Below are 20,857 nucleotides of genomic sequence, written 5' to 3'. Positions count from 1 at the left end.
CGTTACGGTTCCGGCGTGATCGATGAAGGTGGCGTCGACGTGCGGCGTTCCCGCCCGGCGTACCGTGCGGGTGTCTGGATGTTCCGGCTCATGTTGCTGGTGCTCGCGGGTTACGTGGTCGCCATGGCGACCGGGGCCGTGCCGGTCTTCGGAGGCGGTTCCCTGCTCCTGTTCGTCGTGCTCTACGTGATCCCGATGATCATCGGTTATGTGCTGTTCGCCCGGGCCGGCGTCAAGATCGCCGGGCTGCCGCAGAACAGCGACCAGAGCTTCGGGATGTCCGACGAGGTCAAGGCCAACCGCAAGCTCGTCTGGCGCGACGTCTTCGGGCGCGGCTCCCACTAGCCGGTCGCGGCGACTGCCCACCAGTCACGATCGGGCAACCGCACCCACCGGTCGGGCTCGGTGAACGGGCGGGCGTCGGCGGGGCGCACTCCGGCGTAGGCACAGCAGTACTCGATGGCATGGTGCTGGTAGAGGAAGAGGCGCAGGACCTCGGCCGCGGGCGCGTCGGCCTCGGCCCATCCGCCGCCGGGATGCAGGTCCCAGCCGGTGATGACGCCGTCGTGCACCGAGGCGCCCTGGTTGCCGCTCTTGGGATTGGCGTACATCCCATAGCACGCGGTGCCGGCCGAGAGCCGCAACGCGACCTGCGGCATCGATGCGCCGAACGCCCACGGCTGACTGACGACGCAGCCGCCGGGCACGTCGGTGACACCGAGCGTCCGCATCGACTCGTCGTCGGTGGCGTCCCACATGTCCTCGGCGGAGATCTCGTCCTCGACCGCCGTGGCGTCCAGGCGCCGGACCGCCTCGGCCGCGTCGATGCCGCCCACGCAGCACAGGCTCATGCCGTCGCCGTCGATCCCGGCCAGCGCGTCGATCAGCCGGCGAGCCTCCGCGACGGCGGCGGCCTCGCCCCCGGTCAGCGTCGCGCTCGTGCCGAACAGGCCGGGCGTCGCCCCGGCCAGGCTCAGCCGCGCCGGTGACCAGCCGGCCATCATCGGCCGCTCCGGGTCCGCGCCGGCGGCCACCAGCGCGCGGACGATTTCGGGCCGGCCGGACTGAACCGCGAGCCAGAGGGCGGTGCGCCCGTCGTCGATCGCGTCCACGTCGTCGACGAGCCGGGCCAGCTCCGCCACCACCTCGGCCGAGCCTGCCCGCGCGGCGTGGTGCAGCGGCCGCCCGCGCCCGCGAACGAGGGTGTTCGGGTCGGCGCCCGCCGCGAGCCGGGCCCGCACCGCGTCGAGGTCCGACCACGACAATCTCGACCAGTCGGCGTCCGTCACACGCCCTCGCCGGGGTCACGCAGGGAACGAATCATGCGCTGCAGTATGGCGTACGCGGCCGATTGCTCCGCCCCGGTCATCCCGCTCAGCATCCTGATCCTCCGGTGATGGGGATCAGTTCTCGGTGACGCCGCCGTCGGCGACCAGCTCGAAACCGGTGGTGTAGCTGCTCTGGTCGGAGGCCAGGTGGTAGACGGCGCCGGCCATCTCCTCCGGCCGCCCGGGCCCTTGACGTTCATGCCGGACGAGACGAGCACGATGCTGCCGCCGTCGACGAACAGGGGCAGGGCCTTCTGGACGGTGAAGTAGGTCCCGCGGGCGTTGGTGTCGAATGTCTTGTCGAAGTGTTCGGGGTCGGCGAGCGCGGTCGGGCGCAGCTCTACGGTGCCGGCGTCGGCGACCAGGATGCCGAGGCGCCCCTTCTCCTGCCCGATGGTGGCGTAGAGCCGGTCGAGGTCGTCCAGGTTCGCGATATCGCCGGTCACCGCGCGGACGTTGCGGCCGATCTCGGCGACCGCCCTGTCCAGCTCGGCCTCGCGGCGGCCGGTACCAGCCTCGACGACATCTCCGCCGCCACCGGCGTGGGTCGCGGCAGCCTCTACGCGTCGTTCGGCGACAAGCACACGGTCTTCATCAAGGCCCTGCAGGAGTACGTGCGACAGGCGCTGATCCAGACGCACGAGGAACTCGACGGGCCGGCCGGGACCGCCATCGACCGCCTGCGCGCCTGGATCCTGGCCGGCGCCGGATTCGTGCTGCGCGACGGCGAGCACTTCGGCTGCATGGCCGGCAAGCTCGCCCTCGAGGTCGGCGACCAGGACACCGAGGCCCGTGACGTCATCCTCGGCGTCTTCGCCGAGCAGCAACGCGTCCTGTCCGACTGCGTCGCCGCCGCTCAGCGCCACGGCGACCTCGCCCCCGAGGCCGACGGCTGCTCGATCGCCTGCATGATCCTTGCCCTCAACCGCGGCATGGACGTGATGGCCAAGGGCGGCATCAGCCAGGCCACCCTGGACGCCGCCGCCGAACAGGCATTCCGTGGCCTGCCCCTCATCGAGGCCTACAGCCGGCGGCAGGCCGGATGAAGGACCGGCCGGCCGGGGTGAGCGACGCCGACGTGCGGGCCGCGCTCGCCGCCGGGTGGGGCGTTACGCCGCGACGCCGGCCTCGACTTCGTGGTCGCCCCGATCGACGGCTCGCAGGTGTTGTGGCCGCTGAGCGAGAGCCACGCCTTGTCGGTCTACCCCTTGATCAACGGCACGGCGGGCGACTTCGGCCCCCACGACGACTCGCGAGAAGGCGTGCTCGGCCTGATCGCCACCCTGCACCTGGTGGAGCCGATCGAAGCGGCCCAGCGAACCGGCCTCGAGATCCCCGGGCGGGCGAATCTGCTCACCGCCATCGACGGACCGTGGGCCGGCGGACCGTATGCGGCCAACGCCCAGGCGTTGCTCGCCGCTCACGACCGGCAGATCCGGTCCCGACTGGACGACCATGAACGGATGGCGGCCGAGCTGCGCGCCACCACCGCGGACTGGGTGATCACGCACGGCGAGCCCCACCCCGGCAACGTCCTGCACACCGTAGCGGGCCTGCTGCTGATCGACTGGGACACCGTCCGTATCGCGCCACCCGAGCGTGACCTGTGGCTCCGCACGCGGGATCCGTTCACGCCGGCGGCATCGGACCTGGCCCGCTACCAGGAGGCGACCGGCCGCGCGCCGTCGCAGGCCGGCCTCGACTTCTATCGGCTGTCCTGGATCCTCGCCGACATCGCCGCCTACACCGACGGCCTGCGCCGCCCGCACGGCGAGGGCGGCGACGCCGAGGACGCCCTCGCCTATCTGGAGGCCAACCTCAGGATGCCGTGAACCGGACCCCGGTCAGCTCCTCCGACACCGACCACAGGCGCTCGCCGGACGCGGGATCGGCGGCCTCCGGGGAGGGTTTCAAGGAGGCCGGGGCGCCGCGCATCTCGCCGAGGCCGCCCGGCCCGATCAGGGCGCCGCCCTGGGCGTCGGGTGCGGTGGCCGCGTAGAGCAGCGGCAGCGCGCCGGTGGCCGCCGGCACGGCGATCAGCGGGTTGCCGAGTTTGGTGAGCAGGAAGCGGTAGAAGCCGGGCGGCACCGAGGCCTGCAGGTTGGTGACCGCGTAGCCGGGGTGCGCGGCGATGCTGCGGACCGGGCTCCCGGCGGCGGTCAGGCGGCGGTGCAGCTCGAGCGCGAAGACCAGGTTGGCGAGCTTCGACCGGTTGTAGGCGGCGTTCGCCTTGTAGGCGCCGTCGGCGCGCAGGGTGTCCAGGTCGAGGTGGCCCTTGCGGTGCAGCACCGACGTGACCGTGACGATGCGGCCCTCGATCAGGTCGAGCAGCGCCGCGGTCAGGGCGAAATGCCCGAGATGGTTGACGGCGAACTGCAGCCGGCGTCGTTGATGAGCAGATCAAGGCGGCCATGGCCGCTGCGCACGGCCGCGGCGAACTCTCGCACGGAGTCCAGATCGGCCAGATCCAGCGGGTACGCCTCCTGGCCGGCACCCACCGCCGCGGCCTTGCGCGGGTCCCGGGCCCCGACGACGACCCGGGCGCCGGCGCGGGCCAGCTCGCGCGCCACGATCAGACCGAGCCCGCTCGTCGCCCCCGTAATCACGACGACCCGGCCGGTCTGGTCGGGGATGTCACCCACCGTCCACTTAGCAGCCATGCGACACATCATGCCGCCGGTGGCACTGAGTGTCAACAACGGCCTGCCGTATCATCGCCGCATGGATTTGCCGACTCCCAGCCTCGCGCAGCGCAAACGGCAGCTGGTGGTCGACGAGCTGACCGAGGCCGCGCTGCAGACGATGGCGGTCAAAGGCTTCGAGACCACCACCGTCGACGAGATCGTCGCGGTGGCCGGGGTGTCGCGCCGCACGTTCTTCCGCTACTTCGCGTCCAAGGAGGACGTGCTCGTCCAGCTCCTGTCCTACCTGGGCGAGGTGATGCAGGCGGTGGTGCGGTCCCGCCCGCCCGAGGAGCCGGCGGCGGTGGCCCTGCGCCACGCCTTGGCGGCCGCGATCGAGGACTGCCGCGACTCCCGCGACAAGGCCCTGCGGGTGGTCCGCCTGGTGCTGGTCACGCCGTCGCTGCTGGCCCGTTACCTGGAGCGCCAGGCCCAGTGGCAGCCGGCGCTGGCCGCCACCCTGATCGCCCGCGGCGTCGAGCCGTTCCACGCCGAGCTGGCCGCCGGCACCGCGCTGGCCGCGTTCGTCGCCGTCCTGCGCCGCTGGGCCGAGGCCGACCACCCGGAGGACCCGATCGCCCTGCTCGACCTCGCCTTCGAACAGATCGCGCCGGCCCTGTGACGGCCGGCCCGGCGGGGATCCGGCAGTTCCGCTGGGCGGACTACGACGCCGTCGTGGCGGTGTGGGCGACCGCCGGCCGGGAGGTCGTCCCGCGCTCCGAGCTGGAAGCGAAACTGACCCGCGACCCGGAGCTGTTCCTGGTCGCCGAGGACGGCGCCGACGTGACGGGCGTGGTCATGGGCACCTACGACGGCCGCCGCGGGTGGATCCTGCGCCTCGCGGTCGACCCGGCCCGGCGGCGGCAGGGCATCGGTCGCACGCTGGTCGCCGAGCTGGAGAGCCGCTTCCGGAAACTGGCGTGCCCGCGCATCAACCTGCTGGTCCTGCCGGACAACGAAGCCGCCCTGCGGTTCTGGCAGGAGCTCGGCTACCTGCCGATGCCGGACGTGCTCTGCACCAAGCCTCTCGACGAAGGGACGCGTCAGGCGTCCGGACAGTCGTAGATGCCGACCGAAGCGGGCTGCCAGGCGCCATGGTCCTCGCGTGAACTCAACCGGTCCGCCTCGCGGGCAGCGCGGACCAACTGTTCGGAGGTCCGGGGAACGGCGGCCAGGAAGACCGCCCCGACGTGGTGACAGAACGTCGGCCTGTGCTCCAGAGCCCGCACCGGCTCGCCCGCGAGGACGGCCAGGTCCCCCGGCCGCCAGCCCAGCGGACCGGCGACTTCCTGCAGTTGCGACAGTTGGTGCCATGCTCCGCCCAGCATGCCCGCGATGGTGCTCCTGGACAGCCCGACGAAGGGGAACTCCAGCACCCCGAACCCGCGATTGCTCATCAGCCCGCGCAGGACTCCCGGGAACGGATCCACCCCCGCGAGGTCGCGTGCCGGGCGCGCCTCGGCCGGCGGGCGTTCGTCCGGCATACCGTCCAGGAACGCGCACAGGGCTGCCAGCTGCGGATGATCACAGTACGTCACCCGGTAGGTGAACTCCCGCAGGACCTTCTTTTCCCGGTCCGGAGGCAGCAGCTGGCCAGGCACCGGGTGACCCCCGACCACCAGCACGTCCGCCACCGGCAGGCCGAGCACACGGGCGAGCTCCGCCAGCCGCGGCGCGTCATGGTCTCGGCCGTTGTCCAGCAGATCGCGCAGAATCCCGGCCCGCGTCATGGAGACCACCGTACGACATGACGATTTCATCCCGATCGATCGACCAGCGGATCGGGGCGGGCCGGGCGCCACTCGTGTTTGACCAGCCACTCAGCGCAGGTCAAGCAGACGATGTGGCGGCGCTGGCCGCCGATCGAGTCAGGCGGATGGCCGGGGCCGGGCGTAGCGGACGTGGGCGAACGGGATCGCCTTGTAGGCCAGGGTGACGCCGGCCGCGGCCAGGGCCGGGCCCAGCAGCCAGGCCCACGGCGGGTTCGCGACGCCGTCGACGGCGGGGACGATCACGGCCTGGACGGCGGTGAGCAGGGCGAGCACGGCCGCGATCGGGTAGACGTGTGGTGGGTAGCGGCGAACCGCCGGGCGGCGGGACACCGTGTAGACGCCAGGGTTGCGGTCGATCCACTGCGCGGCGAGCGCGGCCGGGACGCCCGGCAGGAACAAATCGCCGCCGCGGATCGGGGTGGGCAGGGCCGGCGCGGCGCCGCTGGTGTCCGGAATTGACAGGCGAGCCACCACCTCGGCCGGGACCAGCAGGTTTACCCGTTCCGCCGTCGTCATTCGGCCGCCTCCCCGAGATATTCGGCGAGCGGAATTTACTGCATTCGATCAGCGGTCGTAAACAGCTGTCCCGCATCGACTCCGCGGCGGTTCAGCACCCCGAGGCGGTCGGCCGCGCAACTGACCATCCAATGCGGACTCAACCGGTACATCCGGACGTCCTCGCCGATGAAAAGGCCGTTCCCTGCCCCGGGTCCGGCCCGGCGGCAAGGAACGGCATCGGCCGGCTGCGGCCTGTTCGATTCGCACGGGACTCGTCCGAATCCCGTATCCCTATGGGTTTCAGCGGGGCAGTGCCCAGTCGCGGACCTCGGGCATGTCCTCCAGGTTTTCGACCACGTAGGCCTCGTGCTTGGCCAGCTGGCTCTCGCACCAGGCCTTCAGGTCGGCGGCGCCGCGCGGCAGGCGCTTGGCGTTGTTGATGGCGTCCATGACCAGGTGGTAGCGCGACGTCTTGTTACGGACCGTCATGTCGAACGGGGTGGTCGTGGTGCCCTGCTCGATGAAGCCGCGCACCCGGAACCGGTCGGCGTCGGGCCGGCCGTGAACGACCTGGTGGATGGCGCCGGGGTAGCCGTGGAAGGCGAAGACCACGTCGACGGTGTCGGTGAACAGCTCGGTGAACTGCACCTCCGACATGCCGTGCGGGTGGTCCTTGGGGCGGGGCAGGCTCATCAGGTTGACCACGTTGACCACCCGCGTCTTGAACCCGGGCAGCTTCTCCTTGAGGATCTGCGCCGCCGCCACCGTCTCCATCGTGACCACGTCGCCGGCGCAGGCCAGGACGATGTCGGGGTCGGTGACGCCGTCGTCGGTGCCGGCCCAGTCCCAGATGCCCGCGCCCCGCGCGCAGTGCGCGATCGCCTCGTCCATCGTGAGATATTGCAGCTGAGGCTGCTTGTCGATGACGATCAGATTGACGTAGGAGCGCGACCGGAAGCAGTGGTCGGCCACCGACAGCAGGCAGTTCGCGTCCGGCGGGAGGTAGACCCGGGCCACGTTGCCGCGCTGGTTGAGCACGACCTGGAGCAGGCCGGGGCCCTGGTGGCTGAAGCCGTTGTGGTCGTTACGCCACGCCGTCGAGGTGAGCAGGATGTTGAGCGACGGCACCTTGGCCCGCCAGGGCAGGTGCGCGGCCTCCTGCAGCCACTTGCCGTGCTGCACCGTCTGCGACGCGCTGACCATGGCGAACGCCTCGTAGGTGGCGAACAGGCCGTGCCGGCCGGTCAGGTTGTATCCCTCGAGCCAGCCGTGGCAGTTGTGCTCGCTGAGCACCTCCATCACGCGGCCGTCGGCGCTGAGTTTCACGTCGCCGGGGATGGTGCGCTCCATGAACGCCCGGTCGGAGACCTCGAAGACGGCGCCGAGCCGGTTGGAGTTGGTCTCGTCGGGGCAGAACAGCCGGAACCGGTCGGGGCTCGACGTGTAGATGTCTCGCATCATCTCGCCGAGCTTGCGGGTCGACTCGGCGTGCTCGGTGCCGGGCTTCTGGACGTCGATCGCATATTTGCGGAAGTCGGGCATGTCGAGGTCGCGGGTGAGCACCCCGCCGTTGGCGTGCGGGCTGGCGCTCATCCGCAGGTTGCCCTCGGGCGACGCCTCGCGCACCAGCCGGGCCGGTGCGCCGGTGGCGTCGAACAGCTCCTCCGGACGGTACGACTTGAGCCACTTCTCCAGGAGCTTGAGGTGCTCCGGGTTCTCCCGGACGCCGGACAGTGGCACCTGGTGGGAGCGCCACGTGCCCTCGACCTGAACGCCGTCGACCTCGTGCGGGCCGGTCCAGCCCTTCGGCGAGCGCAGGATGATCACCGGCCAGCGGACATCCTTGTTGCCGTTCTTCTTGGCCTGGATCGCGTCGTACGCGTCGGCGAGAGCCTTCGCGAACCGCAGGTGCATCCCCGGCTGGTCCTCGCCCGAGACCTCGATGATCTGGTAGCCGTGGCCACGCAGCAGCGAGCGGACGTCTTCCGGGTCCTTGCGGCCGAGCACGGTCGGGCCGGAGATCTTGCCGTCGTTGAGGTGCAGGATCGGCAGCACGGCGCCGTCCCGCTCCGGGTTGATGAAGGAGACGCCCTTCCACGAGCCCTCGAGCGGGCCGGTCTCGGCCTCGCCGTCGCCGACCACCGCGATGGCCAGCAGGTCGGGGTTGTCCATCACCGCGCCGAACGCGTGGACCAGGACATAACCGAGCTCACCACCCTCGTGGATGGAGCCGGGCGTGGTCACCGACACGTGACTGGGGATGCCGCCGGGGCTGGAGAACTGGCGGAACATCCGCAGCAGCCCGCCCTCGTCCTGGGTGATGCTGGGGAAGTGCTCGGTGTAGGTGCCTTCGAGGTAGCCCGCCGCCACCAGCGCGGGGCCGCCGTGCCCGGGGCCGGCCAGGTAGATGGCCTCCTGCCCGGTCAGCTTGATCAGGCGGGACACGTGCGCGTAGATGAAGGAGAGGCCGGGGCTGGTGCCCCAGTGGCCGAGCAGGCGCGGTTTGATGTGGTCCGCACTCAGGGGCTCACGCAGCAGCGGGTTGGCCTTCAGGTAGATCTGACCGATCGTCAGATAGTTGTTGGCCCGCCACCAGGCGTCCAGCCTGTCGAGGTCTTCCTGGCTGGGCTCGCCCAAGGTACGGACAAGATCGGCACTGACCGTGGTCACGGTGGATTCCTTTCGCGGATCTTCGTCTGGCTCCGACGCTACGGGGTCACGGAACCGCTTTCGTAGGGTCTTTTGGCCTTGCGGTGACTTTTAAGTGACGGTGAACCGCTGCTGGCGCTGATCCGTTCCACCTGGAGTGCAGCCCGATGCCCCACTCCCCACACAGTCCCGGATTCACCGCTTCTTCGCCCTGTTTTCCCGCCCGGCGGTCAACCGAACATTGACCGTTCTGGCGGGTTTGCTGCTCTTTGCGGCCTTGGTCTTCCCGAACATCCTGTCCAGGCTGTCCCCGCCAGGTTTCCTCCGCATTCCGGTCGAGGGCGCTTTTCTGATCGCCCTGCTGCTCGTCCCGGCCCGCGCCCGCCGCGTCGTCGGGATCGTCACCGGCGTGCTGCTGGGGTGGCTGGTGATCGAGAAGTGCCTGGACATGGGCTTCTTCTCCGAGCTGAACCGGCCGTTCGACCCGGTCCTGGACTGGGTGCTGTTCGACGACGCGTACAGCTTCGTGGTCGACTCCTACGGCAGGGCGGCCGCGATCGGCGCCGTCGCCGCCATCCTGCTTCTGGTCGGCGGGATCATGGCGCTCACCACCTGGGCGGTTCTGCGGGTCGGCAAGCTGGTCGGCAACCATCACCGCCGGGCGATGTACGCGGCCGGTGGCATCGCGGTGGCCTGGGCCGCCACGTTCGCCCTCGGCGCGTCGTTCACCGGCGCCGTGCCGATCGCCGCGCGCAGCACCGCGACGTACGCCTGGGACCGCGCCCACCAGGCACGGGCCGGCTTCGCCGACGCCTCCCAGTTCGAGAAGGAAGTGAAGAGCGACGCGTTCGCGAACGTCGCCCCGGACAAGATGCTCACCGCGCTCAAGGGCAAGGACGTGATCTTCACGTTCGTCGAGAGCTACGGCCGCAGCGCCGTCGAGCACCCGGCCCTCGCCCCGATGGTGGACCCGGTCCTGGACGCCGGCACCCAGCAGCTGGCCGCGGCCGGCTTCAGCTCCGAGTCCGGCTGGCTCACCTCGCCCACCTTCGGCGGCGGCAGCTGGCTGGCCCATTCCACCTTCGAGTCCGGGCTGTGGATCAACAACGAGCAACGCTACCGGAACCTCGTCTCCAGCAACCGGCTCACCCTGACCCGGGCGTTCAAGAACGCCGGCGCCCGCACGGTCAGCGTCATGCCGGGCGCCACCCGGGCCTGGCCGGAGGGCGCGTTCTACGGGTACGACGCGGTCTGGGACTCCCGCAATCTCGGTTACCAGGGCCCGAAGTTCTCCTGGGCTCCGATGCCCGACCAGTACACCCTCAAGCAGCTCAACACCATCGAGTACCAGAAGCCGAACCGGGCTCCGCTGATGATCGAGATGCCGCTGGTGTCCAGCCACACGCCGTGGGCGCCGATCCCGAGCTACCTCGACGACTGGGACTCGATCGGCGACGGCTCGGTCTACGCCTCGATGGCCGCCGACGGCAAGAAGCCGAAGGCGCTCTGGGCCAACCCCCGCGACGTGCGGCCCGAGTACGGCAAGTCGATCGTCTATTCGGTGACGTCCCTGGTGAACTGGGTGACGAAGTATGGTGACGACAACCTCGTGCTCGTCTTCCTCGGCGACCACCAGCCCTCGCCGATCGCGTCCGGGGCCGGGGCCAGCCACGACGTGCCGATCTCGATCGTCACCAAGGACAAGACTGTGCTGTCACGGATCACCGACTGGAAGTGGGCGCAGGGTTTGCGGCCGGCCGGCGACACCCCGGTGTGGCCGATGAACGCGTTCCGGGACCGGTTCTTCACCGCGTTCGGCCCGAAGGTGGCGGCATCCTGAAGCTCTACCTCGACTGCGACACCGGCGTCGACGACGCGCTGGCGATCGCCTTCCTGCTGTCGTGTCCCGATGTCCAGATCGTCGGCATCGGGACGACGAACGGGAATACCTCGGCCGTCCAGGCCGCCCGGAACACGCTGGGCATCCTGGCGCTTTCCGGCATTTCCGGAATTCCCCTCGCGATAGGTACTGGCGCCTTTCGCGAGGGGGCCGCCGAGGTGCACGGCGGCAACGGGGTCGGCGGGGTGACGCTGCCCATGGGTGACGCCCCCGACAAAAGGGCCCCCGAAGAGCTGCTCATCGACCTCGCCCGGGACAATCCCGGCCAACTGCATATTCTGGTGACCGGCCCCTGCACCAACCTGGCCGCGGCGCTGACGGCCGCGCCCGGCCTGCCGTCGCTGATCGCGTCGGTGACGGTCATGGGCGGGGCGGTCCGCGTCCCCGGCAACCGCCCCGGGGGCGCCGAGGCCAACATCCACGACGATCCGGCCGCGGCCGCCGCCGTACTGGCCGCGGATTGGCCGTTGACCCTGGTTCCGCTCGACGTCACCATGCAGCATCGCTGGACCGTCGCCGACCAGGCGGCACTGCGAGCCGGCGGCACCCCGCTGCACGAGGCGCTGGCCGACATGCTCTCCGCCTATTTCGACTTCTACGCGCCGAAACTGGGCGTCCGCGAGATCCCGCTGCACGATCCGCTCGCGGCGGCGATCGCGGTGGGCGCGGTAACGCCGGACGCCCCGCAGCTGCCGCTGCGGATCGACGACTCGGGAGCGGTGCGAGAGGACGCGACAGCTGATTCAGGTGTACGGGTGGTGCTCGCACTCGCCGAGCCCGCCGCTCCCCTGATCCTCGCCAAGATCCTCGGATTCCGTAGCTGACCCCTCCCATGGCGCGCTGTTCGTTGGTAGCGTCGCGCCATGCCGACGGATTCCGGAGTTGATCGCGCTCGTCTCGCCTCGCTGTCCCACCGCGAGCGGGGTGTCTACGCCGACCGTCACCCACGCTCGGCGGCCGCCTACGCGAGCGCCGACCACCTGTTCGGGCGCGTCCCGATGACGTGGATGAACAAGAACGCCGCCGGCTTCCCCGTCTACGTCGGCACCGCCCGCGGCGCCCGCCTGACGGATATCGACGGCCACGAGTATGTCGACTTCTGCCTCGGCGACACCGGCGCGATGGCCGGCCACTCCCCCGCCCCCGTGGTCGCCGCCGTCACCCACCGGCTGGCCGAGCTGGGCGGCGCGACCACGATGCTGCCCACCGAGGACGCCGCGTTCGTCGGCGCCGAGCTGGCCCGGCGCTTCGGCCTGCCGTACTGGAGCTTCGCCCTGACCGCGACCGACGCGAACCGCTGGGCCGTCCGCCTGCTGCGCGCCGTCTCCGGCCGGCCGAAGATCCTGGTGAACAGCTACTGCTACCACGGCTCGGTCGACGAGTCCCTGATCGTCGTCGGCCCCGACGGCCACGGTGAGTCCCGCGAGGGCAACGTGGGCGCCCCGACCGACGTGACGAATACGTCGCGGGTGGCCGAGTTCAACGACCTGGCCGGCCTGGAACGCGAGCTGGCGCACGGCGACGTGGCCGCCGTCCTGATGGAGCCGGCGCTGACCAACATCGGCATCGTGCTCCCCGAGCCCGGCTACCTGACCGGCGTCCGCGAGCTGACCCGCCGCTACGGCACCTACCTGATCAACGACGAGACCCACACGTTCTCGGCCGGCCCCGGCGGCGCCACCGCGGCCTGGGGCCTCGAACCGGACGTTCTGACCATCGGCAAGGCCATCGCCGGCGGCATCCCGATCGGCGCGTACGGGCTGTCAGCCGCTCTCGCCGACGCCCTGATCGGCCGGGCCGACCTGGACCTGGTCGACATGGGCGGCGTCGGCGGCACCCTGGCCGGCAACCCGGTCTCGATGGCCGCCGCCCGAGCCACCCTGACCGAGGTCCTGACCGAGGAAGCGTTCGCCGGCATGATCGAGACGGCGGCCGCCTTCGCCGACGGCGTCCAGAAGCTGATCGACGACCACCAGCTGCCCTGGTCGGTGGCCCAGCTGGGCGCCCGGGTCGAATACCGCTTCGCCAACCCCGCGCCCCGCAACGGCACCGAGTCGGCCGCGACGGCGGACGCCGAGCTCGAGGACTTCCTGCACGTCTACCTGGCCAACCGGGGGATCCTGCTGACCCCGTTCCACAACATGGCCCTGATGTCCCCCGCCACCACCCGCGCCGACGTGGACCGCCACCACGAGGTCTTCGCCGCCGCCCTGGCCGAGCTCACCTGACGCCGCAACCCTCATGCGGCCGGCGCCTCGACCGATCATGGCGTCGCTCGGTCCTGATGTTCTCCTTCCTGCATGAGGTGATGCATGTCCCCCACCTTCCGGCCCGCCGGTCTGGTGGTCACCGCCGCGCTCGCCGGTGGCCTGTTCGGCATTCCGAGTTCGGCGTAGCTGGACATGCCGGGCGCGGTGAAGACCGCCGTCACCCGTGGCGTGGCCGACGCACGGACGGCCGCGCACGGCGGGACGGTAAAGGTGTCCTCACTGCGCAAGCTGGTGCGCCGGGACTCGGCGGCGGTCAACGCCCGCGAAGGCGCCGCGATCGTCAAGGTCACGACCATCAGCCAGGGCGTCCAGGTTTCCGCAACAAACCCCTGGACCAAGAAGACGATCTCGTACGTGGTCAAGGCCTCCGGCCGGAAGATCATCGTCAAGAAGAGCTGATCACGCCGTGGTGCGGATCCAGCTGACGCAGGCCTTGTCGACCGTGGTGAACGGCTGGTGGAAGGCTCGGCGGGACGCGTCGTCGTACTCGAATCCGTTCTGCATGCGGTAGCGGACGAAGTCGAAGAGGGCGCGCTCGCCGTACTTGCTCGCCAGGCAGCTCATCGCGAAGTGGCTGAGGCCGTAGAAGGCGTCCATCTGCGACCCGGAGGCGCCGTCGGCCGGTGCGGGCAGCGCGATCGACGACGGGCGGTGGGCGCCGTGCACGGCCGCGTGCACGGAGGGGCGGCGCCAGCTCGCGGTGGCGGCGGCCGGCTGCCAGCCGATGTACTCGGCGATCCCCTCGGTCAGCCACATGTCACGCCGGCCACGCCCGTTGACGCCGCTGTGCGTGACCACGTGGCCCATCTCGTGCTGAATCGTCGTGACCAGCACCTTCCGGTCACCGGTCAACCGCGGCATGTTGAGCACCACGTCGGCGCCGGCGGTGTTCAGGTTGATCGAGTAACCGATGACCCACTTGTCCTTCTCGCCCTGGTACCAGGTGCGCCACGCCTTGGCGTCGGCCAGGTAGATGCGGTAACGCTTCTGCGGGTTCTCGACGTACCCGGCGATGCGGTCGTTGAGCTTCGCGGCCGCCTCGGCGATGGCGAGCACGTCATCCAGCTTCGCCGCCTCGCTCGCCGGAGCGGCCACAGTCACCCGAGCACCCTGCCGGAACGTCAGCGTGGTGTTCTCCCACGGGGCCGGCTGCAGCGCACCGGTCTCCTTCGGCACCGCGAGCGCGGTGATCAGCAGCTGGCCGCCGACGTTCTTGACGGTCAGGATCTGGCGCACCTTGGGCGCCTCGACGTCGTAACTGAACGCCGGGCACAGACCCAGGCTGAAGCAGTACGACACGTCGGAGTCGATCTTCATGACCGGGTTGCCGGGGTCGGACAGCAGATGCGGCGTGTAGAGGAACTGGCTGATGTCGAGGGCGCGCAGCGTGGCGAACATGCTGCGGTAGCGGGCCTGCAGGGCCGACTGTCCCGGGTCGACGGCGGCCAGCCAGCCGGCCTCGTCGCCGGCCAGCAGCGCGCCGCCCTGCTTGCGGAGCAGGGTGATCGCCGCTTCGAACGGGCTGACCGGGATGTCGTCGACGACGGGCGCCGAGGACGCGGCCGGCGCCGGCGTGGCGTCAGCCGGCGAGGTGCAGGCTGCGAGCGAGCCGAGGAGAAGGAGAAGGAGTGCGGCCAGGATCCGCCCGTGATTCACGAGCGCGAATCAAACCACGACCGATCGGCGGCCGTCGACCCCGTTTCAGGCCTGCAGGGCCAGCTCGGTCTTGGTGCGCTGCAGGTCGGCCGGCTCGACGCCGTAGGCGCGCAGCGCGGTCGACACCCGGCCGGCCACCTTGGCGGCCTCGTCGACCGGGCACTTGGTGGACAGTTCGAGCAGGTCCGAGCCGTCCGGGTAGCGCCACCGCTCGGCGGTCAGGCCGCGGTTGAGGCCACGCAGCTTGACGTTGGCGCAGCGCACGTCGATCGGCCCGAACACGGTCAGGTCGCCGAGGCGGATGCCGGCCGGGGCGTATTTCCCGAGCAGCCGGCGCTGCCGGGCGGACAGCAGCTTGGCCAGCGGTCGCCCGGCGGCCAGCGCCCGCGACACGTCCTTGCGGCCGAGCCGTTCCTTGAGCGCGCCGGAGCACACCGCGTGGCCGGGCAGCGCGTCGATCTCCATCCGGAACCGGTTGGCGTCGCGCAGCCACCCGGGCACCCGGCCGGGCACGACCGGCCGCAGTTTGACCACCGCGTCGTCCCTGCGACGGGCGTGATCGCGGAACCGGATGATCACGCCGTGCCGGTAGAGGTCGAGGTCAGGGGTGTCGAGGAAGTAGACCCGGCGGGCCGGCCCGCGGTTGGGGTCGATGCCGAGCTTGCGCCCGCGGTGCTGCGGCACCACGATCTTCAGCTCGACCTGTGGCACCTGCCCGGCCAGGGTCCGCAGCGGGGCGGCCTGCCAGAAGCCAGTGGTTGCCACAGTCGCGTACACCTTCCGTTAACCTTGCGGACACCCCAAGGCTAACCGACGCCGCAAGTCACCCCACGACCACGGCCATTGCGGTGACGTTAAACGCGTTGCACGGGTTGTGCTCCGCGGGTCAGACGGCGCGACCCGAGCGTGAAGGCGACCCCGCCCAGCGCCGCCGCCACCCCGCAGAGCACCAGCGTCACCCGGTAGCCGAAGTGCTCGATCGCCAGCCCGGACAGCACCCCGGAGACCAACAGCCCGGCGGTGGACGCATTGGCGAACAGGGTGGTCGCGCGCCCGGTCGCCGGGGCGAGCAGGTCCTGGAAGTAGCGGATGCCGGCCGCCCCGACGATCGCGATCCCCACGCCGCGCAGGACCTGCCCCGCCACCAGCATCGCCAGGCCCGACGACACCACGGTCAGGACGTAGTACGCGACGAACGCGACGAAGCCACCGAGAATGAGGAACCGCTGGCTGACCCGGTCCGGCAGGGCGGCCAGCCCCAGCGTCGCCACCACCTCCACCGCGGCGCAGACACTGAACAGCACCCCGACCGACGCCGCCCCCTGATCCAGCTCCCGCGTCACGAACAGCGGCAGCGCCAGGCCACCGGCGAACATCGCGGTGAAGAACAGCGTGACGCTCACGGTCAGCAGCACCGGGGTGCCACCCGGCGTCCGGTCGGCCACCGCGACCGGCCCGGGCCGCGGGACCACGAGAACGGTCAGCGCGGCCACGAGAAACACCCCCGCGGACGTCCACAACAGCCAGGTGTAGCCGCTCCTGGACAGGACGAACGCGCCGAGCAACGGCCCGACCGCCCAGGCGAGGGACCAGGCCGACCGCAGCAGCGGCGCGGACCGCTGCCCGGCGGCGCCCTCGCCGAGCACGGCCCGGGCCAGCGAGAACAGTTGCGGAAATGCGGCCCCCATCGCCCCGAGCACGGTCACCGCCATCAGCAGCAGCACCACGAAGTTCGACACCCGGGGCAACAGCAGATAGCCCACCGAGCTGAGCAGGATCACGACGATCGCGTACGCCCGGGCGGGCCGCCGGTCGAACAGCCGCCCCAGCCACCAACTGATCGTGATCCCGGCCAGCGCGAACACCGAGAACCACACACCGACCTGAACCGGCGTCAGCCCGACCACATCGGCCCCGAACAGCACGAGGTAGGTGCTGACCATCGAATCGGCGATCCCGAGCAGCAGCACGGCCGCGAACAACGCAAGAAAGGGCACGCGATCTTCGTACCCGCCGAACCTCCCCGGCGACACCGAATAAACCCGGCTTACTCCGGCGCCGGCTCCGCGGTGGTGAGCGGCGTCGGGCCGACCGGAGCGGGCTCGGTGGCGCGGGCGTCGGCCAGGACGTCGGCCGGGACGTGGGCCTCGAGGAAGCGCCGCGCCAGACGGGTCGAAGGGTGCACCGCGATGGTCGCGACCACGACGATGCCGGCGATCACCAGCCAGCCGGTGGCGCCCCAGTTCATCGCGAGGAACGTGTACGCCGCGGGCGCCCACACCTTGCCGAGGGTGCTGCTCAGCTTGGCCGCCCCCTGATAGGCGCCGCGCTGGCGCGGATCCATCAGCTCAGCCTCGAACGTCCAGTTGGCGGCCGAGAGGTAGAGTTCGGCCCCGGTCACCGTGACGTGCCCCAGCCAGACCAGGGCGATCGTGACCCAGCCGACGGTGTCGTGGGTGGCCAGCGTGATCAGGCAGGAGATCACGAAGAAGGCCGACGACACCCGGATCGCCCGCAGGGCGGTGGAGATGCCCACAACGCCGCGTGCCGCCACCATCGGCAGGAAGATGCACATCACGGTGTTGGTGCCGAACAGGAAGGCGAGCAGCACCCGCGGCGCGTCGGTCTCCTCGACCAGCCACAGTGGGATCACGACGTTGAGAAGCACCTGGTTGGTCCAGAACACACCCTCGAAGAAGCAGGTGAGGAGCCAGCCGGGGTTGCGCAGCGGTCCCGGCCCGGGCACCTTCACCTTGCGGTCGGCCGGGGTGCGGTTGTCGTGCGGGGCCTTCGGCAGCCGGCTGATGGCGGTGCCGTTGACCAGGAAGGCCGCGGCGGTGAACCAGGGCAGCGCGTGCAGGACGTCGTTGGAGTGGAAGGCCAGCGCGATGCCGCCGGACAGGGCGCCGAGGGTGAAGCCGAGGTTGAGCGCGGAGTACATGTAGGCCCGGGACTTCACCCGCTCGCCGGGCGGCAGGACGTCGATCGTGTACGCGCCGTACGCCACCTCGCCGAGAGCGCCGATCACCTCCATGCCGACGGCCATGGCGAGGTAGCCGTGGAAGCCGGTGATGAAGGGCCACACCGCGAACATCGCCGCCTGCCCGGCCGCGCTGACCGCCCACATCTTCCGGGGCCCGAAGCGGTCGACCAGCTTGCCCATCGGCAGCGCCGCCAGGAACGCGGCGATCCCGGCAACGGTCAGGCCGAGACCGACCTGGGCGGCGGACAGCCCGACGATCTGGGTGAAGAAGACCGCCGAGCCGGTCATGAAGGCGCCTTCGCCGAGGGCGAAGAGCAGCGACTGGGCGGAGAGCCGGCCGGCCAGAGGTGACGGCGGACGCACCTGGCGGAGAACGACGTCGACGATCACCCGGAGATTCTCCGGTTGATGCCGGCGAATGTCGCGCTATTTTCCGCCGGGCGGTTCCACTGTGCTCACCGAGACGGCCGTGCCCGAGCGGACCGTCGTGCCCGGCGGCACGCCCTGGCGGGTCACCAGCGACGAATCCGGGGCGTCCTCCGGGACCAGCAGGGTGACGTTGTTCTGGCTGGCCGTCTCGCGGGCCTCGCCCAGCGTCTGGTTGCGCAGCTCCGGGACCGTCTGCTGGTTCTGCCGCTCGGCGTCCTCCAGCAGCTCGCGCACCCGGATGCTGGTCCACAGGTAGTACAGCAGGAAGCCGGCCAGCACACCGACGATCAGCACCGACAGGCCGATGGCGCCGGAGTACGCCTTGCCGCCGAGCGGGGCGTGCAGGGCGTGCGCCAGGGACCGCAGCGCCGGGATGACCTTGCCCAGGTTGACCAGGCCGAGGCCGATGACGATGGTCGTCAGCCAGTCGGAGACCTTGATCAGGTTGGAGTTGGTCAAATAAAAGGTGCTGGTCGACGTCGACTCGTCGGCCAGCCGGGCGCGCGGCAGTCCGAACAGGAAGCCGAGCGCGGCACCGATCGTGGCCGCGGCCACGAACAGCGCGAACGCGGCGATCCCGGCCCCGCCGTCATCGACCGAAAGAGACAGCAGAATCGCCGTCACCAGCATCGCGAGCAGCATGCTGATCGCGACGAGCAGCACCCGCGCTGAATCTTGTCGCCGACCTTGCGGTCGCGGCCGGAGGAGAACAGATCACGCAGACCCATGCGCGGCAGGGTACCGACTCACGTCGATCGATGATCGAGCAGGACCGGGCGGAGGCGGTCGAGGACGGCCGGGTCCTCGATGGTGGACGGCACCGGCTCGTCGGCGCCGTCGGCGATGCCGCGCATGGTGCGGCGCAGGATCTTGCCGGAGCGGGTCTTCGGCAGGGCCGTCACCACGTCGACGCGGCGCAGCGACGCGACCGGGCCGATCTGGGCGCGGACCAGCGCGACCAGTTCCTCCTCGAGGCCGATCGGGTCGGCGTCCACGCCGGATTTCAGCACCACGAAGCCGCGCGGCAGCTGCCCCTTGAGCGGGTCGGCCACGCCGATCACCGCGCATTCGGCGACCGCCGGGTGGGAGGCGAGCACCTCCTCCATCGCGCCGGTGGACAGCCGGTGGCCGGCCACGTTGATGACGTCGTCGGTGCGGCCCATGACGTACAGGTAGCCGTCGTCGTCGAAGCGCCCGCCGTCGCCGGTCAGATAATTCCCCGGGTACGCCGACAGATAGGACCGCACATACCGATCGTCGTCGCCCCACAGGGTGGTCAGGCAGCCCGGTGGCAGGGGCAGCTCGATCAGGACGGGACCGTCCTCCCCCGGCGCGGGCGAGACCACCTTGACCCGGTAACCGGGCATCGGCAGGGACGGCGAGCCGGGCTTGGTCGGCAGCACCTCGATTCCTCGCGGACTGGCGGCGATCGGCCAGCCGGTCTCGGTCTGCCACCAGTTGTCGATCACCGGCACGCCGAGCAGGTCGCCGGCCCATTCGTACGTCTGCGGGTCGAGCCTTTCGCCGGCGAGAAAGAGCTGCCGGAGGCTGCTCAGATTCTTCCCGCGCACCAGCAGCCCGGACGGATCCTCCTTCTTGATCGCCCGGATGGCGGTGGGCGCGGTGAACATCGTGGTCACCCGATGCTGCGCCACGACCCGCCAGAACGCCCCGGCGTCCGGCGTGCCGACCGGCTTCCCCTCGTAGAGGATCGTGGTCGCCCCGGTGAGCAGCGGCGCGTACACGATGTAGGAATGACCCACCACCCAGCCGACGTCGGAGGCCGCCCAGAAGACGTCGCCGGGCCCGGTCGCGAAGATCGCCGCCATCGAATAGCGCAACGCCACCGCATGCCCGCCGTTGTCGCGCACCACGCCCTTCGGCTTCCCGGTGGTGCCGGAGGTGTAGAGGATGTAGAGCGGATCGGTCGCCGCCACCGGCACGCACTCCGCCGGCTCGGCCCCGTCGACCGCCTCCGCCCAGCTGACGTCGCGCCCCGCATGCAGCGAGCCGGGATGCTGCGGCCGCTGGAAGATCACGCAGCGGCCCGGCCGGTGGGTGGCCAGCTCCAGGGCCGCGTTGAGCATCGGCAGATAGGGCACCACCCGCCCGGCCTCCACCCCGCAGGACGCCGCGACCACCACGACCGGCCGCGCGTCGTCGATCCGGGCCGCCAGCTCCTTGGCGCCGAAACCGCCGAACACCACCGAGTGCACCGCGCCGAGACGGGCGCACGCCAGCATCGCCACCACCGTCTCCGGGATCATCGCCATGTAGATCACCACCCGGTCACCCCGGGCGACTCCCAGCCGGCGCAGCGCACCGGCGAAAACAGCGACTTCGTCGCGCAGACCCCGATAGGTGTACGTCGTGAGCACGCCCGTCACCGGACTGTCGTGCACCAGGGCGGGCTGTTCCCCGCGACCGGCGTCGACATGCCGGTCGAGCGCGTTGTGGCAGGTGTTCAGCTCGGCGCCGGGGAACCACCGGTACAGCGGGGCGGCGCTGTCGTCGAGGATGCGCCCGGGCGGCGTCACCCAGTCGATCATGGTGGCCGCGTCCCGCCAGAACCCCTCGGGATCGGACCCGCTCCGCTCGTACGCCCGCTGGTAGTCGCCCATGCGGCCAGTCAAACACCTGGCCGGGGCGCCGGCGGAGGGCTCAGCGCCGAACGGTACGCGGCCTGCGCCG

The 20,857-nt window shown here is 70.8% G+C and carries 22 protein-coding genes and 1 pseudogene; 9 read left to right on the top strand and 14 right to left on the bottom strand.

The window, feature by feature from the left end:
- Positions 1-15 precede the first annotated feature (15 nt).
- Positions 16-345: a hypothetical protein gene (locus AB0E90_RS13030; RefSeq protein ID WP_360403439.1), complete on the top strand. Its 330-nt coding sequence runs from the start codon at positions 16-18 to the stop codon at positions 343-345.
- Here AB0E90_RS13030 and AB0E90_RS13025 read toward each other — a convergent pair.
- From AB0E90_RS13025 to AB0E90_RS13015, 3 genes and pseudogenes are all read right to left on the bottom strand, one after another.
- The gene (locus tag AB0E90_RS13025; RefSeq protein WP_360403437.1) at positions 342-1,289 is read right to left on the bottom strand and encodes an ankyrin repeat domain-containing protein; all 948 of its coding nucleotides are present in this window, start codon (positions 1,287-1,289) and stop codon (positions 342-344) included. The genes AB0E90_RS13030 and AB0E90_RS13025 overlap by 4 nt on opposite strands.
- Before the next feature lie 114 nt (positions 1,290-1,403).
- Positions 1,404-1,496, bottom strand: coding sequence for a hypothetical protein (locus AB0E90_RS13020; RefSeq protein WP_360403435.1), 93 nt, complete (start codon positions 1,494-1,496; stop codon positions 1,404-1,406).
- 35 nt (positions 1,497-1,531) lie between these two features.
- Positions 1,532-1,912: pseudogene (locus AB0E90_RS13015) on the bottom strand (SDR family NAD(P)-dependent oxidoreductase); the annotation flags it as partial.
- Here AB0E90_RS13015 and AB0E90_RS13010 point away from each other — a divergent pair.
- Both AB0E90_RS13010 and AB0E90_RS13005 read left to right on the top strand, forming a co-directional pair.
- Positions 1,871-2,374, top strand: coding sequence for a TetR family transcriptional regulator C-terminal domain-containing protein (locus AB0E90_RS13010; RefSeq protein WP_360404363.1), 504 nt, complete (start codon positions 1,871-1,873; stop codon positions 2,372-2,374). The pseudogene AB0E90_RS13015 and the gene AB0E90_RS13010 sit on opposite strands and share 42 nt — an antisense overlap.
- 90 nt (positions 2,375-2,464) lie before the next feature.
- Complete coding sequence (locus AB0E90_RS13005) at positions 2,465-3,160, top strand: phosphotransferase (protein WP_360403433.1); 696 nt, start codon at positions 2,465-2,467, stop codon at positions 3,158-3,160.
- Here the strand turns inward: AB0E90_RS13005 and AB0E90_RS13000 are convergent.
- Positions 3,147-3,617, bottom strand: a complete 471-nt coding sequence (locus AB0E90_RS13000; protein ID WP_360403431.1) for a hypothetical protein — start codon at positions 3,615-3,617, stop codon at positions 3,147-3,149. The two genes, AB0E90_RS13005 and AB0E90_RS13000, sit on opposite strands and share 14 nt — an antisense overlap.
- Positions 3,618-3,667: 50 nt before the next feature.
- Positions 3,668-3,988, bottom strand: coding sequence for an SDR family NAD(P)-dependent oxidoreductase (locus tag AB0E90_RS12995; RefSeq protein ID WP_360403429.1), 321 nt, complete (start codon positions 3,986-3,988; stop codon positions 3,668-3,670).
- A gap of 61 nt (positions 3,989-4,049) precedes the next feature.
- On the opposite strand from AB0E90_RS12995, the gene AB0E90_RS12990 reads away from it, so the two are divergent.
- Positions 4,050-4,631, top strand: coding sequence for a TetR family transcriptional regulator (locus AB0E90_RS12990; protein WP_360403427.1), 582 nt, complete (start codon positions 4,050-4,052; stop codon positions 4,629-4,631).
- A complete protein-coding gene (locus AB0E90_RS12985; RefSeq protein ID WP_360403425.1) occupies positions 4,628-5,074 on the top strand; it encodes a GNAT family acetyltransferase in 447 nt (148 codons plus the stop codon). The genes AB0E90_RS12990 and AB0E90_RS12985 overlap by 4 nt, the downstream gene beginning before the upstream one ends.
- Here the strand turns inward: AB0E90_RS12985 and AB0E90_RS12980 are convergent.
- The 3 genes from AB0E90_RS12980 to AB0E90_RS12970 form a co-directional block, all read right to left on the bottom strand.
- Entirely contained in the window at positions 5,053-5,739 is a 687-nt protein-coding gene (locus tag AB0E90_RS12980; RefSeq protein ID WP_360403423.1) for a hypothetical protein, read from the bottom strand. The two genes, AB0E90_RS12985 and AB0E90_RS12980, sit on opposite strands and share 22 nt — an antisense overlap.
- Positions 5,740-5,877: 138 nt before the next feature.
- Positions 5,878-6,297: a hypothetical protein gene (locus AB0E90_RS12975; protein ID WP_360403421.1), complete on the bottom strand. Its 420-nt coding sequence runs from the start codon at positions 6,295-6,297 to the stop codon at positions 5,878-5,880.
- A gap of 282 nt (positions 6,298-6,579) precedes the next feature.
- Entirely contained in the window at positions 6,580-8,949 is a 2,370-nt protein-coding gene (locus AB0E90_RS12970; RefSeq protein WP_360403419.1) for a phosphoketolase family protein, read from the bottom strand.
- A gap of 238 nt (positions 8,950-9,187) precedes the next feature.
- Here AB0E90_RS12970 and AB0E90_RS12965 point away from each other — a divergent pair, with 238 nt between their 5' ends.
- The 4 genes from AB0E90_RS12965 to AB0E90_RS12950 all read left to right on the top strand — a co-directional run bounded on the left by AB0E90_RS12965 (position 9,188) and on the right by AB0E90_RS12950 (position 13,497).
- Positions 9,188-10,768 (top strand): sulfatase, encoded by a 1,581-nt coding sequence (locus AB0E90_RS12965; RefSeq protein ID WP_360403417.1) that lies wholly within the window; start codon positions 9,188-9,190, stop codon positions 10,766-10,768.
- Complete coding sequence (locus AB0E90_RS12960) at positions 10,702-11,652, top strand: nucleoside hydrolase (protein ID WP_360403415.1); 951 nt, start codon at positions 10,702-10,704, stop codon at positions 11,650-11,652. The genes AB0E90_RS12965 and AB0E90_RS12960 overlap by 67 nt, the downstream gene beginning before the upstream one ends.
- A 39-nt stretch (positions 11,653-11,691) precedes the next feature.
- Entirely contained in the window at positions 11,692-13,056 is a 1,365-nt protein-coding gene (locus AB0E90_RS12955; RefSeq protein ID WP_360403413.1) for a transaminase, read from the top strand.
- A 174-nt stretch (positions 13,057-13,230) separates the two neighbouring features.
- A complete protein-coding gene (locus tag AB0E90_RS12950; RefSeq protein WP_360403411.1) occupies positions 13,231-13,497 on the top strand; it encodes a hypothetical protein in 267 nt (88 codons plus the stop codon).
- Here AB0E90_RS12950 and AB0E90_RS12945 read toward each other — a convergent pair whose 3' ends face one another.
- The 6 genes from AB0E90_RS12945 to AB0E90_RS12920 form a co-directional block, all read right to left on the bottom strand.
- The gene (locus AB0E90_RS12945; protein ID WP_360403410.1) at positions 13,498-14,754 is read right to left on the bottom strand and encodes a hypothetical protein; all 1,257 of its coding nucleotides are present in this window, start codon (positions 14,752-14,754) and stop codon (positions 13,498-13,500) included.
- 45 nt (positions 14,755-14,799) lie between these two features.
- Complete coding sequence (locus tag AB0E90_RS12940) at positions 14,800-15,519, bottom strand: hypothetical protein (protein WP_360403409.1); 720 nt, start codon at positions 15,517-15,519, stop codon at positions 14,800-14,802.
- Between the two features lie 89 nt (positions 15,520-15,608).
- Positions 15,609-16,787, bottom strand: coding sequence for a sugar efflux transporter (locus tag AB0E90_RS12935; protein ID WP_360403407.1), 1,179 nt, complete (start codon positions 16,785-16,787; stop codon positions 15,609-15,611).
- Positions 16,788-16,801: 14 nt separating this feature from the next.
- Positions 16,802-18,127 carry an MFS transporter gene (locus AB0E90_RS12930; RefSeq protein ID WP_360403405.1) on the bottom strand — a complete coding sequence of 442 codons (1,326 nt, stop codon included), beginning with the start codon at positions 18,125-18,127 and terminating at the stop codon, positions 16,802-16,804.
- Positions 18,128-18,163: 36 nt separating this feature from the next.
- Positions 18,164-18,829 (bottom strand): PASTA domain-containing protein, encoded by a 666-nt coding sequence (locus AB0E90_RS12925; protein WP_360403403.1) that lies wholly within the window; start codon positions 18,827-18,829, stop codon positions 18,164-18,166.
- Positions 18,830-18,912: 83 nt separating this feature from the next.
- Complete coding sequence (locus AB0E90_RS12920; RefSeq protein WP_360403401.1) at positions 18,913-20,787, bottom strand: AMP-binding protein; 1,875 nt, start codon at positions 20,785-20,787, stop codon at positions 18,913-18,915.
- Between the last annotated feature and the right edge of the window lie 70 nt (positions 20,788-20,857).

The organism is Actinoplanes sp. NPDC026619 (genome assembly GCF_040638295.1).
Taxonomy (GTDB): Bacteria; Actinomycetota; Actinomycetes; order Mycobacteriales; family Micromonosporaceae; genus Actinoplanes.
This window is presented reverse-complemented; position numbering and strand designations above follow the sequence as displayed.